Genomic DNA, 16,096 nt, shown 5'->3' on the forward strand with positions numbered 1-16,096 from the left:
CGAACCATTCTGCCGGTCGGAAGCTGAAAGTCAGGGAGCCAGCATGCCGACAGTCCGTGGACGCACGATCAGCCACAGTGACAGGACCCCGATGGCCGCGCATCCGACCATCACGGAGGCCATGGTCGTGGCGGTGATCCCCGCACCCTGAGAGACCCAGCCGACGACCGGCGAGATCAGCCCTGCGACGCCGAAGTTCGTGGCTCCGATCACGGACGCCGCGGTGCCCGCGGCCTTGCCGTGCCTGTCGAGAGCGAGCACCTGCACGTTCGGGAAGGTGAAGCCACAGGCCGTCATGAAGACGAACAGCGGGATGACCGTGCCCCACAGCCCGAGGCCGAGCTGATCGGTCACGATGATGGCGATGCCCGCGAGAAGCAGGACCGCCGTCGAGTAGGCCATGACCCACTGCGGTCCGAAGCGCGCGGCGAGTCGCGAGGCCGTCTGCACGCCGGCGACGACACCGAGCGAGTTGACCGCGAACAGGAGACCGTACTGCTGCGCGTCGAGCCCGTGCGTCTGCTGGAACAGGAACGGCGAGGCAGACAGGTACGAGAACAGACCCGAGAAGGTCATGCCCCCGATGATCAGCACGCCGATGAAGACGCGATCGGAGAACACCGAGCGGTAGCGCTGCATCACTGTCGCGCCGCCCTTCTCCTGGCGGCGTGCGATCGGCAGCGTCTCGGGGATGAAGACGATGGCCGACACGAGCATGACGACGCCGTACAGGGCCAGCACGACGAAGATGCCGCGCCACGGCATCAGCGTGAGCAGCCATGAGCCGATCAGCGGGGCGATCACCGGGGCGACGCCCGACACGAGGGCGAGCCGCGACAGCATCACCACGAGCCTGCGGCCGCCGAACAGATCGCGGACGATGGCCATGGCGACGACGCCGCCCGCGGCCGCTCCCACGCCCATCAAGACTCGCGCGCCGCTGAGCAGCGGAAGGGTGGGCGCGTACGCCGCCGCCGCACTGGCGAGCACGTGCAGCGCTGTCACGACGATCAGCGGGATTCGGCGGCCCACTTTGTCACTGAGCGGCCCCACGACGAGCTGGCCGAGCGCGAAGCCGATCATCGTGCCCGTCAGGGTCAGCTGGATCGCTGCCGCCGTGGTCTCGAAGTCCTGCTCCAGCACCGGGAAGGCAGGCAGATACAGGTCGATCGTGAACGGGCCGAGCGCGGTGAGCGCGCCGAGCAGCACGATGTACAGGGCTCGGCGGCCGTTCGAGATCGAGTCGCCGGGGTGCAGCATGATCGGCGCGGTGGCCGGGTTCGAGCCGAGCGTGCGGATCGCGCCCGTCGACGACGGGATGCGGATGCTGCCCGTGGCGGTCCGCTCGGGAGCGGGGGCGGTCGGGATGGAGTCAGTGCGTGGAGCGTCGGGCACGACGGTCCTTCCGGAGTTGGAGGGGATCAGGTGAGTCGCGAGGGATCACGTCGCGAGAGCGGCCGAATCCGCGACGGAAGTCGAATCGATTCGATCCGGGCGAAGTCTCCATGCTACAGCCCGCTCGCGCCCACCTGCGTGCGCCATCGACGCTGAGGGGTCAGCCCAGGCGAGCGAGCCCCTGCTCGAGGTCGGCGATCAGGTCGTCGACGCCCTCGATGCCGACGGACAGCCGAACGACGTTCTCGGGCACGGCGAGCGCGGTGCCCCGCACCGAGGCGTGGGTCATGTCCGGCGGGTATCCGATCAGCGACTCGACACCGCCGAGGGACTCCGCGAGCTGGAACAGCTCGGTCGATTCCGCGAACGACTTGGCTGCATCGGCACCGGCGGAGAGACCGAGTGACAGCATCCCGCCGAACCCGCTCATCTGCCGCGTGGCGACGTCGTGCCCCGGGTGAGAGGCGAGCCCCGGGTAGTACACGGTCGCGAACTCCGGGCGGCCGGCTGCCCATTCGGCGATGGCCTGCGCGTTCTCGGAGTGCTGGCGCACCCGCACCGCGAGCGTCTTGATGCCGCGAGTCGTGAGCCAGGCGTCGAGAGGCGCGGAGACCGCACCCACCGCGAACTGCTGGAACTTGACCTGCTCGAAGAAACGGTCGTCGCGGAACACGACAGCACCGCCCAGCACGTCGGAGTGCCCGCCCAGGTACTTCGTGGTGGAGTGCACGACGAGATCGGCGCCGAGCGAGAGCGGCTGCTGCAGTGCCGGTGAGGCGAAGGTGTTGTCGACGACGGCGATCGCCCCGGCCGCGTGGGCGATCTCGGCGATGAGCTCGATGTCGACGATCTTCAGCAGCGGGTTGCTGGGCGTCTCGACCCAGACGATCTTCGTCTCGGGCCGGATCGCCGCGCGCAGCTCGTCGACGTCCGACAGCTCGACCGTCGTGGTCTCGATGCCCCAGGGCGCGAGCACCTTGGTGAGCAGGCGGTAGGTGCCGCCGTAGACGTCGTTTCCGAGCACGATGTGATCGCCGGGTCGGAGGATGCCGCGCAGCAGCGCATCCTCCGCAGCGAGCCCCGACGCGAACGACAGCGCGTTCGCGCCGCCTTCGAGTGCGGCGAGCTGCGTCTCGAGCGATGACCGTGTCGGGTTGCCGGCTCGGTTGTACTCGTACCCGTCTCGGAACCCGCCGATGCCGTCCTGCACATGGGTCGAGGCCTGATAGATCGGCGGGATGATCGACCCGGTGGTCGGGTCAGGCGCCTGACCTGCGTGGATGGCTCTGGTGGCGAAGGCATGCTCGGACATGTCCCTCAGCCTACGTCCGCTCCGGCGACCGCATCCGCTCCTGTTACGTCCGGCGTCCGTGCGGGATCAGCGGGAGATGTACGACAGCAGGTCCTGTCGCGTGAGCACCGTGTGCGGCTTGCCGTCGAGGGTGACGAGCAGCGCGTCGACGTCGGCGAGCGCCGCACGTGCCTGCGCGATCGGCGCGTGGATGCCGATGAGGGGCAGCCTGTCCCCCACATGATCGCCCACGGCGTCCGCGGGCTTCGCATCGCCTCGGAACAGCAGGTCCAGCAGCCCCTTCTCGTCGACCGTGCCGACCACCTCGCCCATCATGACCGGCGGCTCGGCGCTCAGCACCACCAGCTGAGAGACGTCGTACTCGGTCATCATGCCGATGGCCTCGAGCACGGTGTCGGTCGGATGCGCGTGCACCAGATCGGGGATGCCCTCCCCCAGGCGGTCCGTGCGCGCGGCGAGCACGTCGCCGACGGTCTCGCCCTCCTCCACCTCGCTGAACCCGTACGAGCGCATCCAGCCGTCGTTGAAGATCTTGCCGAGATACCCGCGCCCACCATCCGGAAGCAGCACCACCATCACGGCGTCCGCCGGCAGGTCACGCGCCACCCGCAGCGCGCCGACCACGGCCATGCCGCTGGAGCCTCCGACGAGGATGCCCTCTTCTCGCGCGAGCCGCCGGGTCATCGCGAACGACTCGGCGTCGTCGACGGCGACGATCTCGTGCGGCACGCTCGGGTCGTAGGCGCCGGGCCAGATGTCCTCGCCGACGCCCTCGACCAGGTACGGGCGCCCGGTGCCGCCGCTGTAGACGCTGCCCTCGGGGTCGATTCCGACGATGCGGACCCGATCGTCCGACACCTCCCGCAGATACCGGCCGGTTCCGGTGATCGTGCCCCCGGTGCCGACCCCGGCGACGAAGTGCGTGACGCGGCCGTCGGTGTCTCGCCAGATCTCGGGGCCGGTGGTCTCGTAGTGGCTGCGCGGCCCGTTGGGGTTCTCGTACTGGTTGGGCTTGAACGCCCCGGGGATCTCGCGGGCGAGCCGGTCGCTCACGCTGTAGTACGACTCGGGGCTGTCGGCCGCCACCGAGGTCGGCGTGACGACCACCTCGGCACCATAGGCGCGCAGCACGTCGATCTTGTCCTCGCCGACCTTGTCCGGCAGCACGAAGACGCACTTGTACCCGCGCTGCTGGGCGACCAGCGCGAGTCCGACGCCGGTGTTGCCGCTCGTCGGCTCGACGATCGTGCCGCCCGGCCGCAGGTCGCCCGAGGCCTCGGCCGCGTCGATGATGCGCGAGGCGATGCGGTCCTTCGCGGAGCCGCCGGGGTTGAGGTACTCGAGCTTCACGAGAACCGTGCACTCCACGCCCTCGGTGACGTGCTGGAGCTTCACGAGGGGCGTGTCGCCGACGAGGTCGACGATGGAGTCTGCGTACTTCATGTTCACAGCGTACGTGCGACGATGCCGCGACCGGGGCTGTGTTGCGCCCGATCGCGGCATCGTGTGCTCGACCTGTCTCCGAGAGCCGATCAGCCCTTGGTGGACCCCGCCAGGAGTCCTCGCACGAAGTACCGCTGGAGCGAGAAGAAGACGATCAGCGGGACGATGATCGACACGAAGGCTCCTGCGGTGAGCAGGTACCATCCCTCGCCGCGACCGGTGATCTCGGCGAGCACCTTCGTGATCGGCGAGGCGGCGCCGTCGGCGAACACGAGGGCGACGAGCAGGTCGTTCCACACCCACAGGAACTGGAAGATCGCCACCGACGCGATCGCCGGCATCGTCAGCGGAAGCACGATCCGGAAGAAGATCTGTCCGCGGGAGGCGCCGTCGACGCGAGCCGCCTCGATGATCTCCCCCGGGATCTCCGACATGAAGTTGTGCAGCAGGTAGATCGCCAGCGGCAGCGCGAACATCGTGTGCGCGATCCACACCTGTGCGTAGCCGCCCGAGGCGTCCAGTCCCTGCGTCACCTGGACGCCGAACAGGTTGATGCCCCGCGAGAACGACGACAGCAGCGGCACGAGAGCCATCTGGATCGGCACGATCTGCAGCGCGAACACGAAGATGAACAGCGCGTTGCGTCCCTTGAAGTCGATCCAGGAGAACGCGTAGGCCGCCATCGCCGCGATCATCAGCGGGATGAGCGTGGCGGGGATCGTGATCACGATGGAGTTGAAGAACGACTCCAGGATCGTCAGCTGCGTCGTTCCGGACTGCAGCACGGCTACATAGTTGTCGAGCGTCAGCTGCGGGTTGGTGAAGACCGTCCACCAGCCGCTCGTCTCGATCGCGTCCCTCTCACGGAACGACGAGATGAACAGGCCGAGCGTCGGAATCGTCCACACCACGGCGATCACGATCGACGCGACAGTGGCCCACGGACGGCTCAGGCGCTTGCGCGCGCGGCCGGCCGAGGCTTCGAAGCGTCCGGCGGTGGTGATCGCCCTCGTGCTCTGTCCGGTGTCTGAGTTCACGGTGTCGGTCATCGGATCTCCCGCTGCTTCTTGATCTGGCGCGCGTTGTAGATCACGATCGGGAGCACCAGGATGAACAGGATGACGGAGAGCGCAGCGCTGCGTCCCGCCTCGAACTTGGAGAACTGCGTGTACATCTCGTTCGCGAGCACCGAGGTGCCGTAGTTGCCACCGGTCATCGTGCGGACGATGTCGAAGACCTTCAGCGAGGCGATCGAGATGGTGGTGAGGACGACGATCAGCGCGGGGCGGATCGACGGGATCGTCACCGAACGGAATCGCTCCCACGCGTTCGCACCGTCGAGCTCGGCCGCTTCGAGGAGCTCTGTGGGAACTCCCTTGATCGACGCCGACAGGACGACCATCGCGAAACCGGTCTGCACCCAGATCAGCACGACGATGAGGGCGAGGTTGTTCCACGGTCCGTTGAGCAGGAACTGCTGCGGTTCTCCGCCGAACCAGACCAGGATCTGGTTGAGCAGACCGATCTGCTCGAACTCCGGACCGCGGTAGGCGTAGACGAAGCGCCAGATGATGCTCGCGCCGACGAACGAGATCGCCATCGGCATGAAGACGAGGAGCTTGTAGATCTTCTCGCCGCGGGTCTTGTCGATGAACACCGCGTAGGCCAGACCGACGATGGTCGAGAGCGTCGGGACCAGGAGCACCCAGACGATCGTGTTCACGACCGAGGTGACGCCGTCGGACTGCGTGAAGATCCAGAGGTAGTTCGAGAAGCCGACGAAGTCGCTGCCGGTGGAGTTCCAGAACGACGCGTATACCGTCTGGATGGACGGCAGGATCAGGCCCGCGAGCAGCAGCAGCATGGCCGGGGCCATGAATGCCACGAGCTGGATCAGGTACCCGGCTCCGTCGCGGGAACGGTAGTCGAGGAAGAAGAACAGGGCGCCGACGGCGACCGCTACTCCCATCGCCCAGTAATAGGAGTTGAAGAACCACATCACCGCGAACGGGATGAGCAGGCACATCGCCAGGCGGATGCCGGTGTAGAGCGCGCCCTTGCGGGGCGCGATGTCGACGAGAAGCAGGATGACGACGACGACCACCGCGAACGCGATGACGACGGCGAGAGCCTGGGCGATCGGGGGCAGAGACCCGATCCATTGGAAGAACACAGTCGCGTTCATGGATTCCCCTTCATGAGACGGAGCTGATCAGCGGTCCGCGCGGCGATGCGCGGACCGAGAGGGAGAAGGTGGGCCGCCCGACGGGGCGGCCCACCTCATCCGATCAGCTGGAGGGCCAGCCGGTCTCGATCTGGGTCAGGACCTCGTCGGTCGAGGTGCCGTTGATCCAGGCGACCATGCCCTTCCAGAAGGTTCCCGAGCCGACGGCGCCGGGCATCTGGTCGGATCCGTCGAAGCGGAACGTGACCGAGTCGTCCTGGAGCAGCTTGATCGACTCCTGCAGGATCGGGTTCTCGACGGCCTCGATGTCGACGCCCTTGTTCGCAGACGTCACGCCACCGAGCGCCAGACGGCTGTCGGCCCACTCGGGGCTCGAGAGGTACTCGAGCACCTTCTGCGTCGCCTCGTCGTCGCTGAACGCGCCGACGATCTCGCCACCACCGGTGATGAACGTCTCGTCCTCGCTCTGGCTCGGAAGCAGGAACGCCCACACGTCGCCGTCCTCGGCGATGTTCGTGCCCTCGGGGAAGAAGCCCGACAGGAACGACGCCTGGTGCGTCAGTGCGCACTCGCCGCTCGCGACCGCAGGGGCCACGTCGCCGAATGCCGTGGAGTTGACCGAACGCACGTCGCCGAAGCCGCCGTTGACGTAGGCCGGGTTGAGCAGGATCTCACCGGTGGCGTCGAACGCCTCCTTGATCTGCGGGTCGGTGAAGGGGATCTCGTTCTTGACCCACTGGTCGTAGACGTCGGCGCCCGCGTTGCGGAGCACGAGGTCCTCGATCCAGTCGGTGCCGGGCCAGCCGGTCGCCACACCCGACTCGAAGCCGGCGCACCAGGGTGCCTTGCCGCTCTTCTCCTGGATGGTCTGGGTCAGTGTGAGCAGCTCGTCCCAGCTCGTGGGCTCCTGGACTCCCCACTCGGCGAACTTCGTCGGCGAGTACCAGACCCAACCCTTGACGCTCGCCATGAGCGGCGCGCCGTAGAACTCGTCCTCGTAGGTGCCGAAGTCGACCCATCCCTGCGTCCAGTACTCCTTGGCGTTCGCCTCGACGGCGTCAGGGGCCGGCTTCAGGAAGTCGCGAGCCGCATAGTCCGCGAACAGACCCGGCTGCGGGAAGATCGCGATGTCGGGCGGGTTGCCGCCCTGTGCACGGGTGCCGAGCTGAGTCTCGAAGTCCTGGCTGCCCTCGTACTTGATCGTGATGTCGTTCTCCTTCTCGAAGTCCGCCCAGGACTCTGCGAGAAGTTCTGCCTCTCCTTCGACGATCGTGCCGTAGATCGTGACGGTGTTGTCTCCGCCGCCGCCTTCTCCCCCGCCGTCCGTGCCGCCAGGAGCACCACAACCGGCGAGCGCGATGCCCGCGACTCCCAGCAGTGCGATTGGCGCGTAACGCCGGGAACGCTGTGACAGACCCATGTGAATTCTCCTCTTCGAGTTTCCCGGCTCCCACGACATTCCGCGCCGCCCCTCGGCACAGAATCGGGAACCGATTCCAGGACAACCTATCGGGGTCCGACGCCGCGGCACAATAAGCCAGGATCACAGACTGACAACCATTCGCAGCGCCCTGGCACGAACCATGGGAGCGCTCCCTCACAATTCCTGTGGAACCGGTTCCTTTTCGTCGCTGCGACCCGTTACGCTGTCATCGGCGCAGGGGTGGGGGCTCGCGTCGCAGTCATGGTCGAGGAGGACCGGATGAGCACGATCGCCGACGTCGCGGCGCGCGCTGGCGTGTCGAAGGCGACGGCGAGCCGAGCACTCAGCGGACGCGGTTACGTCTCGGAAGACACCCGCAAGCGGGTCGCCGATGCTGCCGGAGAACTCGCCTATGTCGCACACTCCTCCGCGACGAGTCTCGCCACGGGTCGCACGCAGACCGTCGGAGTCATCATGCCGCCAGTCGACCGCTGGTTCTTCTCGGAGCTGCTCGCCGGCATCCAGGAGTCGCTGTTCGCCCTCGACTACGAGCTCGCGCTCTACGGCATCCGCGAAGGCAGCGAGACCCGCGAGCGCCTGTTCGACGTCGTGCTGCCCGGGCGACGGTTCGACGGGATCATCGCCGTCGGCATCCAGCCCAGCGCACAGGAGCTCGAACGTCTGCACCGCTCCGAGCGACCGCTCGTCAGCGTCGGTCCGTACAGTGAGGGATCCAGCGCCGTGTCTATCGACGACATCGCCGCCGCCCGGATCGCCACCGAGCACCTGATCGAACTCGGCCATACCGATATCGCGTTCGTCGGCGGATCCACGGATCCGGACCATCTCAGCTTCGGCGACGCCCAGCGCGTGGAGGGATATCTCGAGGCTCTCGCCGCGGCGGGACTCGAGGCGGTCGCGAGGATCGCGGACAGCCGCCCGACCATGCCCGGCGGCTACGCCGCAGCCGTCGAGCTCCTCGGTGACCGCAGAGGACGCCCCACCGCGATCGTCGGCGTCTGCGACGAGGCGGCGATCGGCGCGATGATCGCGGCACGTCGCCTCGGCATCGCCGTGCCGACCGAGCTCAGCATCGTCGGAGTCGACGACCACCAGCACGCCGAGATGTTCGCGCTCACGACCATCAGGCAGTCACCGCGCGAACAGGGCCACGAGGCAGTGCGCCTGCTGCGGCAGCAGATCGACCACCCGGATTCTCCGCGCGAGCGCACCGTGACGACATCCTCGCTGGTCGTCCGGAGCTCCACCGCCGGACGACGCTGACCGCTCCTCTGCGGATCTGCGCCCCGGACGCACGAAAGCCCCGGGCGGACCCGGGGCTTTCGTGAAGCGTTCAGACGCTTCCAGGGCGAGGCATCACGCCGCGACCTGGAACGGATTACTTGAGGGTAACCGTGGCGCCTGCCTCTTCGAGGGCAGCCTTGGCCTTCTCGGCTGCTTCCTTGTTCGCGCCCTCGAGCACGGCCTTGGGAGCACCGTCGACGACGGCCTTGGCCTCGCCGAGACCGAGCGAGGTGAGCTCGCGGACGGTCTTGATGACCTGGATCTTCTTGTCGCCGGCAGCCTCGAGGATGACGTCGAAGGAGTCCTTCTCCTCAACCTCTTCAGCAGCGCCGCCGCCTGCGCCTGCAACGGCGACGGGGGCAGCAGCGGTGACCTCGAACTTCTCCTCGAACGCCTTGACGAAGTCGTTGAGCTCGACGAGGGTCAGGCCTGCGAACTGCTCGAGCAGCTCCTCAGTGGTGAGCTTAGCCATGATGTATCTCCTAGATAGGTGGGTTTGTTGAACGAGATCGTGGGTCGCTCACGCGGCCTCAGCGGTCTCCAGCTTTTCGCGAAGAGCATCGATGGTGGCAGCAGCCTTGCCCATCGTCGCCTTCATCATGCCCGCAGCCTTCGCCAGCAGAACCTCACGGCTCTCGAGCGCGGCGTACTTGTTGACCTCGTCGGCAGAGAGGGCGTTGCCCTCGAAGATGCCGGACTTGATCACGAGAAGCGGGTTGGCCTTGGCGAAGTCACGAAGAGCCTTGGCAGTGGCGACGAAGTCGCCATGCACGAACGCGACAGCCGACGGACCCTTGAGGTCGTCGTCCAGCGCGGTGATGCCAGCCTTGTTGGCGGCGATCTTGGTCAGCGTGTTCTTCACCACGGCGTACTCAGCGTCCTGACGGATGCTGTTGCGCAGCTCCTTGAGCTGGGCAACCGTCAGACCGCGGTACTCGGTCAGCAGAACGGCAGTCGAGTTCTCGAATGACTTCGTGAGCTCGGCAACCGATGCGTCCTTCTGCGCCATGGTCACTCCTTGGTGTGTACGAGGCGCCTCACGGAGGTGAGGCGCCGACCCCTGACCGCATGCAACAGAAAAGCTCCGGCGCAAGCGCACGGAGCTCTGAAAGTTCGTGTCCTGCGCGGGCCCCTGCTGAGCAGAGCTTCGATCGCCTCGCGTTCTCACGCACGACGATGACCAGCGGTCTTCGGTTGTTCCCAGGCTACCTCATCGACCGCCGACCCTCAAATCGGACGTCAGTCCCGGTGCGCCGCGCGTCCCCGGTGCCCGGCGAGTGCGTCGGCGGCCCGGATGAGACTCAGGTGCGAGAGCGCCTGCGGAGTGTTGCCGGCCTGCCGTTGGCGTCCGACGTCGTACTCCTCCGAGAGCAGGCCGAGATCGTTCGCCATCGCCATCACTCCGGCCATGAGGGTCTGCGCGTCGCCCGTGCGCCCGCTCGCCGCATACTGCTCGACGAGCCAGAAGCTGCAGGCGATGAAGGGATGCTCCCCTCCACCGAGTCCGTCGACGCCGGACTCGGTGCGGTAGCGCCGCACGAATCCGTTCACGAGCAGGCGACTCTCGATCTCGGCGACGGTGCGCAGCATGCGCGGATCGTCGGCGGCGCAGTACCCGACCTGCGGCAGCAGCAGCAGCGAGGCATCCACGTCGCCGGATCCGTAGTGCTGGACGAAATGGCCGCCCTCCGCATCGACACCGCGGTCGTCGATCTCGCGACGCAGGCGATCGCGCACGCCCTCCCACCGCTCGGCATCGCCGGCGAGACCATGCTCCCGCACGGCACGGACTCCCCGGTCGAGCGCGGCCCACATCATGACCCGCGAGTGCGTGAACCACTGCGGCTCGCCCCGGATCTCCCAGATGCCGTTGTCGGGGCGATCGATCGACGTGATCACCTGCTCGACGAGCGCGCGCTGCAAGGGCCAGGAGAAGTCCCCCTCTTCCAGACCCGCGATCCTGGCCGCCTCGAGAGCGACCAGGACCTCGCCGATCACATCACCCTGGTATTGGTCGACGGCCCCGTTGCCGATGCGCACCGGCGCTGAACCGTCATAACCGGGGAGACTGGTCAGCTCGCGCTCGAGGAGATCGCGCTCCCCGGCGATCCCGTACATGATCTGCACCTCCCGAGGTTCCCCCGCGACGGCCCGGAGCAGCCAGCGACGCCACTGATGCGCTTCGGCGAGGAAGCCATGAGCGATCAGCGCCTCGAGCGTCAGCGCGGCATCCCGCAGCCAGACGAAGCGGTAGTCCCAGTTGCGCGAGCCGCCGAAGTCCTCGGGCAGCGAGGTCGTGGCCGCGGCGACGATGCCTCCGGTGTCCTTGTTGGTGAGCGCACGCAGCACCAGCAGAGAGCGGACGACGGCGTCGCGATGCGGGCCGTCGTGGCGGATCCCGCTCGCCCATCCCTGCCACCATGCCCGCGTCCCGGCGATCGCCTCTTCGACGTCGAGCGGCTTCGGCGCGTGCTCATATGAGAGGAACCAGCTGAGCGTGAGGTCCCGGATCTCGTCGGGGCCGACCGTCACCGTCGCCCGGTGCCGATGGTCCTCGGCGTGGAATCGCACACCGCGCACGATCACCGACTCGGGCCCGGCCGTCGCATGCAGCGCCGGGTGATCCGGAGTGCCGACCTGCCGCACCCACGGCAGCCGACGGGAATAGTCGAAGTGCAGGCGCAGCTCGGTGTCGAACTCGACGCTGCCCGAGACGCCAACGACCCTGCGGATGACCTCGGTGCGCGTCGGCTGGATCGGCATGAACTCGTGCACCTCCGCGACGCCCTCCGCCGTCTCCCACCGGGTGACCAGGATGAAGGCGTCCGAGAGGTAGTACCGCGTCGATGCCGCCCCGGCATCGCTCGGGCGCAGCGTCCAGCGACCGTGACCGGGGTCGCCCAGGAGAGCGCCGAACACCGAGGACGAATCGAAACGCGGAAGGCACAGCCAGTCGATGCTGCCTTCTCGCGAGACGAGCGCGCCGGTGCGGCAGTCACTGAGCAGGGCGTAGTCCTCGATCGGAGCAGGCATCGACCGAGTCTGGCATGTTCACCCGAGGGTCGGAGCGATTACGGTGAGAACATGACCGATGCGACGACGCTGGTGATCCTCGGTGCAGGTGGCGACCTCACCTCTCGGCTCCTCCTGCCCGCTCTGGGCCAGCTGCTGAAGAGAGAACCCGCGCGTTCGGTGCGGATCGTCGGCGCCGATCGCGAGGAGTGGACGGATGCCGAGCTGCGGGCCGTCGTCGACACGGCCTTCGCCTCGATGGACGCCGAGGACGCGGCAGCCCGTGTCGACGTCACCTACGCGCGCACCGACATCACGCGCGCCGACGATCTGCGTGCGCTGCTCGGCGGACTCACCGGCCGCGTGGCCCTCTACTTCGCAGTGCCTCCGGCCGTGGCGGCGGCGTGCATCGCCGCACTCACGCCCGACATGCTGCCCGCGGGCGCCATGCTCGTGATGGAGAAGCCGTTCGGCACCGACGAGTCGAGCGCCCGCGAGCTGAATCGCATCCTCACCGCCCTCGTGCCCGAGACCCAGGTGTTCCGCGTCGACCACTTCCTGGGTCGCTCGACCACGCTGAATCTCCTCGGCGCACGGTTCGCGAACCGCATCCTCGAACCGCTCTGGTCTGCGGAGAGCATCGAGTCCATCGACATCGTCTACGACGAAGCGCTGGCGCTCGAGGGGCGTGCGGGTTACTACGACAAGGCCGGCGCACTGGTCGACATGATCCAGAGTCATCTGCTCCAGGTGCTCGCGGTGCTCGCGATGGAAGAGCCCGCCACCCTCGATGAGGTCGACTTCCGCGCCGCGACCGGCGCGGTGCTCCGCGCGACCGCCGTGTGGGGCGACGACGCCGCCGGGTCGTCTCGCCGCGCCCGCTACACCGCGGGAGAGATCGACGGCACCGCGAAGCCCTCGTACGTCGACGAACCCGGCGTCGACCCGGGTCGGGAGACCGAGACGCTCGCCGAGGCGACCTTCGAGGTCCGCAACGCGCGCTGGGCGGGAATCCCGTTCCGGCTCCGCTCCGGCAAGGCCCTCGGAACGCCCGCCAGAGAGATCGTCGTGCGCTTCCGTCCTGTCCGCCATCTGCCCCGCGGGCTCACCGGCACGTCCGACGGAGCGGTGCTGCGCTTCTCGCTCGGTCCCGACCGGATGTCGCTCGAGCTGAACCTGAACGCATCGGAGGACCCGCTCGAGCTGGAACGCGCGATCCTGTCCGCGGAGCTCGGCGAGGGCGCGCTCAAGGCGTACGCCGAGGTGCTGTCCGGCGTCCTCGACGGGGATCCGATGCTCGCCGTGCGGGGAGACGCCGCCGAGCAGTCGTGGCGGATCGTCGCCCCCATCCTCGAGGCGTGGCAGCGGGGCGATGTGCCGCTCGACGACTACGTCGCCGGATCCGCCGGCCCGGAGGCGTGGCCGACGCGCAGCTGAGTCTCTGCCGGGGTCGAACGCCCGAGGGAACGCCCGGGGCGGCGTGTGCGGGAGGGAGAGTCGGCGACCGGGGTTACCCTCGATAGGTGACCCCCGAACTCCAAGCTCGCATCGTCGCGGATTCCCGCGACCGCGTCGCCTGGATGCGGGCACGGTCCCGTGGGATCACCGCCACGGATGTCGCCGGACTCACGAGCGAGCGGTCCATCGCCCGCGCCGCCGACTCCAAGCTCGGCGGCGGGCCCCGGTTCGGAGGCAACGCCTACACCGATCACGGACGCCGCCGCGAGCCCGAGATCGCCGCCTGGGTGGCGGCGACCCACGGCATCCTCCCCTCCTCCGCCCTGTTCCGCGCCGAGGTCGAGCACCGCCATCTCGCGACTCCCGACGGTATCGCCGTCGACGCCGACGGTCGCGTGAAGCTCGCGGAGATCAAGACCACGAACAAGGCGTTCCGCGGCATCCCCCGCACCTACCTGCGCCAGGTGTGGTGGCAGCAGCACGTGCTGGGCGCCGAGCGCACGCTCTTCGTCTGGGAGGAGCACGTCGACTTCTCCCCCATCCATGACGAACCCCGCTGCGTCTGGATCGACCGCGACGACCGCGAGATCGCTAAGCTCGTCGGCCTCGCCACAGATCTCATCGACGAGCTCTACCGGCGCACCACCGGTCAGCAGGTGCCGACCCGCATCGCGGATGCCGCGGCGGCCGCCGCCGCCAGTCGGCGCGAGCACCTGCGAGAGCGCGATGCGTTCCGCGCTCTCGCACTCGCCGACTGAGCCGGTCCGCACCGCACGAACTCACGTGCAGGACGCGTTGAGCCCGAGCAGCGCGATCGGCAGCTGGCGCGAGGTCCCGGCCGACACCCAGGACGTACCGGCCAGGAGGTTGGTCACCGTCAATGTCGTGGTGCTGCCGAGAAGGTTGGAGATGAGGCTGGCGAGCAGACTCTGAGTGAGGACGGCGGTGTGGGTGTAGAGGCCGCCGGCAGGACCTGTCGTGGTGATGTTCGCCGCCGGGACCACTGCTGTCGTCGCTCCCTGGGTGAGTGTGAGCCTGACCCCGCTGGCGGGATACACCGACGTCCACACGAGCCGGACGTTCTGGAAGACGCCCAGACCGTTGTTCGCCACCGTGCAGGCGATGATCGTGGCGGGGGGAACGCGGAACGCCGTGATCGTGGCTCGACCGTACTCCGGGTCGGTGAATGCCGCGTCGGTGATCTGCGCCGGCGGCGCGAGGGCCACTCCGCAGAGCAGCGCCGCACCGGCGACTCCGGCCAGGACGCGCTGCCGCCGCACGATCACGACTCGCCTCGGTGAGCTCCGGTGCTGCGGCGGCGCCGGGTCGCACTCAGCGCGGCACCACCGGCCACCAGGGCCAGCGCCCCGCCGATCGCCCAGGGAGCGAAGGGCGCACCGCCCGTCGTCGCCAGCCCGCCGTCCGGTCCGACCGTCGCGGACTCTCCGGCGCCGCGTGCATGCACGCGCACCTGGGTGCTGCCGTCGTCCGCGCCGTCCAACGCGATGACGAGCCTGAGGTGGGCCACCTCTGTGTCGGCCATCTCGACGAGCGGTACCTCGAGGCCGTCACGAGGTATCGACCAGCCGGACTCGAGTGTGGTCGCGCCTCCCCGGCATCCGCTCTCATCCCACTCCTGCGCACAGCGGAGCACGTCCATCACCAGCGCCGCACCGCCGCTCGCACTGACTCCGACCGCCACGGTCCCGGGGTCCGGTGCCTCCGCGCTCACCGTCACATCCCACTGCACGGGCTGGCCAGGCAGGAGGCTCGACGCGGCATCCCAGTCGGCGACGGAGACCAGCCGCAGCACCTGCCCCTGCACGACCTCGGTCGAGGGTGCCGCCCACGCGGGACTCACCGCGACGAGCGCTGCGCAGACGACCGCACAGGCACCCGCGACGCACGCCACCCGCCGGTTCATCGGTCGACTCCCGCCGGATCGACCTGCTCGCGACTCTCCTTCCGGGAGCGCGGCCAGAACGCCCAGACGACGAGGACCGTCGCGCCGATCGTGAGTCCGCCCAGCACGTACGGATCGCCCATCGCGACGATCACGGTCGCGATGCCGGGGATCGAGAACAGCACGATCCGAACGGTCTGCACGGTGTACGGATACGGATCGTCGGCCGCGTTCGCGTCTCCGCGCATCGTGATCACCCGTTCGTCCGCACTCGCACCGGGAGCGATCGAGGTGATGCGGTGCGTGACCGGCAGATCGCCTGCTCGATCGACGGTGACGACGTCGCCGACCTGCACCTCGGATGCCGGGACGCTCTGGACCACCGCCACGGAACCGGCGGGAATCGTCGGCGCCATCGATCCCGTGCGGAACATGATGAGGGTGATGTTCGCCGTGAAGGCGACGATCACGAGCACGATGCAGATGACCCCTGCGGCGGCGGCGAGCCAGAGGAGGACATCGGCGAGCGCCCTCCCGAGAGTGCCTCGCGAGGACGCCGCGGCGGGTGCCGGCGACGCGGACGCATCATCGACCGTCGCCTGTTCACGCAGGCTGCGCCTCGTCGGTGCACTCATGTCTCCTCCTCACGTCATCCGATGC

The 16,096-nt window shown here is 68.3% G+C and carries 15 protein-coding genes; 3 read left to right on the forward strand and 12 right to left on the reverse strand.

The genetic code is table 11. The features are described 5' to 3' along the window. Positions 1-30 precede the first annotated feature (30 nt). The 6 genes from AKG07_RS08170 to AKG07_RS08195 form a co-directional block, all read right to left on the reverse strand. Entirely contained in the window at positions 31-1,395 is a 1,365-nt protein-coding gene (locus AKG07_RS08170) for a multidrug effflux MFS transporter (RefSeq protein ID WP_394194683.1), read from the reverse strand. A 160-nt stretch (positions 1,396-1,555) separates the two neighbouring features. Then, complete coding sequence (locus AKG07_RS08175; RefSeq protein WP_053097421.1) at positions 1,556-2,707, reverse strand: cystathionine gamma-synthase; 1,152 nt, start codon at positions 2,705-2,707, stop codon at positions 1,556-1,558. A gap of 66 nt (positions 2,708-2,773) precedes the next feature. Continuing rightward, positions 2,774-4,150 carry a cystathionine beta-synthase gene (locus AKG07_RS08180; protein ID WP_053097422.1) on the reverse strand — a complete coding sequence of 459 codons (1,377 nt, stop codon included), beginning with the start codon at positions 4,148-4,150 and terminating at the stop codon, positions 2,774-2,776. 89 nt (positions 4,151-4,239) lie between these two features. Next, positions 4,240-5,199, reverse strand: a complete 960-nt coding sequence (locus AKG07_RS08185; RefSeq protein ID WP_053097424.1) for a carbohydrate ABC transporter permease — start codon at positions 5,197-5,199, stop codon at positions 4,240-4,242. Continuing rightward, on the reverse strand, positions 5,196-6,335 hold the full coding sequence (locus AKG07_RS08190) for a carbohydrate ABC transporter permease (protein ID WP_053097425.1): 1,140 nt from the start codon (positions 6,333-6,335) through the stop codon (positions 5,196-5,198). Before AKG07_RS08190 ends, AKG07_RS08185 begins: the two co-directional genes overlap by 4 nt. 103 nt (positions 6,336-6,438) lie before the next feature. Continuing rightward, complete coding sequence (locus tag AKG07_RS08195) at positions 6,439-7,755, reverse strand: ABC transporter substrate-binding protein (protein ID WP_053097426.1); 1,317 nt, start codon at positions 7,753-7,755, stop codon at positions 6,439-6,441. 282 nt (positions 7,756-8,037) lie between these two features. On the opposite strand from AKG07_RS08195, the gene AKG07_RS08200 reads away from it, so the two are divergent. Beyond that, positions 8,038-9,042: a LacI family DNA-binding transcriptional regulator gene (locus tag AKG07_RS08200; RefSeq protein WP_053097427.1), complete on the forward strand. Its 1,005-nt coding sequence runs from the start codon at positions 8,038-8,040 to the stop codon at positions 9,040-9,042. A gap of 115 nt (positions 9,043-9,157) precedes the next feature. Here AKG07_RS08200 and rplL read toward each other — a convergent pair whose 3' ends face one another. The 3 genes from rplL to AKG07_RS08215 all read right to left on the reverse strand — a co-directional run bounded on the left by rplL (position 9,158) and on the right by AKG07_RS08215 (position 12,096). Continuing rightward, the gene (gene rplL / locus AKG07_RS08205; RefSeq protein WP_042539579.1) at positions 9,158-9,535 is read right to left on the reverse strand and encodes a 50S ribosomal protein L7/L12; all 378 of its coding nucleotides are present in this window, start codon (positions 9,533-9,535) and stop codon (positions 9,158-9,160) included. A gap of 48 nt (positions 9,536-9,583) precedes the next feature. Next, positions 9,584-10,072, reverse strand: coding sequence for a 50S ribosomal protein L10 (rplJ, locus tag AKG07_RS08210; protein WP_053097428.1), 489 nt, complete (start codon positions 10,070-10,072; stop codon positions 9,584-9,586). Positions 10,073-10,302: 230 nt separating this feature from the next. Further along, complete coding sequence (locus tag AKG07_RS08215) at positions 10,303-12,096, reverse strand: glycoside hydrolase family 15 protein (RefSeq protein ID WP_053097429.1); 1,794 nt, start codon at positions 12,094-12,096, stop codon at positions 10,303-10,305. A gap of 51 nt (positions 12,097-12,147) precedes the next feature. Between AKG07_RS08215 and AKG07_RS08220 the strand changes: the two genes are divergently transcribed. Both AKG07_RS08220 and AKG07_RS08225 read left to right on the forward strand, forming a co-directional pair. After that, positions 12,148-13,512, forward strand: a complete 1,365-nt coding sequence (locus tag AKG07_RS08220) for a glucose-6-phosphate dehydrogenase (RefSeq protein ID WP_053097430.1) — start codon at positions 12,148-12,150, stop codon at positions 13,510-13,512. Positions 13,513-13,598: 86 nt separating this feature from the next. Further along, positions 13,599-14,291, forward strand: a complete 693-nt coding sequence (locus AKG07_RS08225) for a YqaJ viral recombinase family protein (RefSeq protein WP_053097431.1) — start codon at positions 13,599-13,601, stop codon at positions 14,289-14,291. Between the two features lie 21 nt (positions 14,292-14,312). Here the strand turns inward: AKG07_RS08225 and AKG07_RS08230 are convergent, their stop codons facing one another. From AKG07_RS08230 to AKG07_RS08240, 3 genes are read right to left on the reverse strand one after another with little or no spacing between them, the layout of a single operon-like run. Continuing rightward, positions 14,313-14,819, reverse strand: coding sequence for a hypothetical protein (locus AKG07_RS08230; RefSeq protein ID WP_053097432.1), 507 nt, complete (start codon positions 14,817-14,819; stop codon positions 14,313-14,315). Further along, positions 14,816-15,457, reverse strand: a complete 642-nt coding sequence (locus AKG07_RS08235) for a hypothetical protein (protein WP_053097433.1) — start codon at positions 15,455-15,457, stop codon at positions 14,816-14,818. The genes AKG07_RS08230 and AKG07_RS08235 overlap by 4 nt, the downstream gene beginning before the upstream one ends. Beyond that, on the reverse strand, positions 15,454-16,071 hold the full coding sequence (locus tag AKG07_RS08240; protein WP_053097434.1) for a signal peptidase I: 618 nt from the start codon (positions 16,069-16,071) through the stop codon (positions 15,454-15,456). Before AKG07_RS08240 ends, AKG07_RS08235 begins: the two co-directional genes overlap by 4 nt. Positions 16,072-16,096: the final 25 nt, after the last annotated feature.

Source organism: Microbacterium sp. CGR1 (assembly GCF_001266755.1).
Taxonomy (GTDB): Bacteria; Actinomycetota; Actinomycetes; order Actinomycetales; family Microbacteriaceae; genus Microbacterium.

Excerpts from the sequence above, each read along its gene's own strand:
- AKG07_RS08175 (WP_053097421.1), bottom strand. The coding sequence starts at position 2,707 with ATGTCCGAGCATGCCTTCGCCACCAGAGCCATCCACGCAGGTCAGGCG.
- AKG07_RS08180 (WP_053097422.1), bottom strand. The coding sequence starts at position 4,150 with ATGAAGTACGCAGACTCCATCGTCGACCTCGTCGGCGACACGCCCCTC.
- AKG07_RS08185 (WP_053097424.1), bottom strand. The coding sequence starts at position 5,199 with ATGACCGACACCGTGAACTCAGACACCGGACAGAGCACGAGGGCGATC.
- AKG07_RS08190 (WP_053097425.1), bottom strand. The coding sequence starts at position 6,335 with ATGAACGCGACTGTGTTCTTCCAATGGATCGGGTCTCTGCCCCCGATC.
- AKG07_RS08195 (WP_053097426.1), bottom strand. The coding sequence starts at position 7,755 with ATGGGTCTGTCACAGCGTTCCCGGCGTTACGCGCCAATCGCACTGCTG.
- AKG07_RS08200 (WP_053097427.1), top strand. The coding sequence starts at position 8,038 with ATGAGCACGATCGCCGACGTCGCGGCGCGCGCTGGCGTGTCGAAGGCG.
- rplL (WP_042539579.1), bottom strand. The coding sequence starts at position 9,535 with ATGGCTAAGCTCACCACTGAGGAGCTGCTCGAGCAGTTCGCAGGCCTG.
- rplJ (WP_053097428.1), bottom strand. The coding sequence starts at position 10,072 with ATGGCGCAGAAGGACGCATCGGTTGCCGAGCTCACGAAGTCATTCGAG.
- AKG07_RS08215 (WP_053097429.1), bottom strand. The coding sequence starts at position 12,096 with ATGCCTGCTCCGATCGAGGACTACGCCCTGCTCAGTGACTGCCGCACC.
- AKG07_RS08220 (WP_053097430.1), top strand. The coding sequence starts at position 12,148 with ATGACCGATGCGACGACGCTGGTGATCCTCGGTGCAGGTGGCGACCTC.
- AKG07_RS08235 (WP_053097433.1), bottom strand. The coding sequence starts at position 15,457 with ATGAACCGGCGGGTGGCGTGCGTCGCGGGTGCCTGTGCGGTCGTCTGC.
- AKG07_RS08240 (WP_053097434.1), bottom strand. The coding sequence starts at position 16,071 with ATGAGTGCACCGACGAGGCGCAGCCTGCGTGAACAGGCGACGGTCGAT.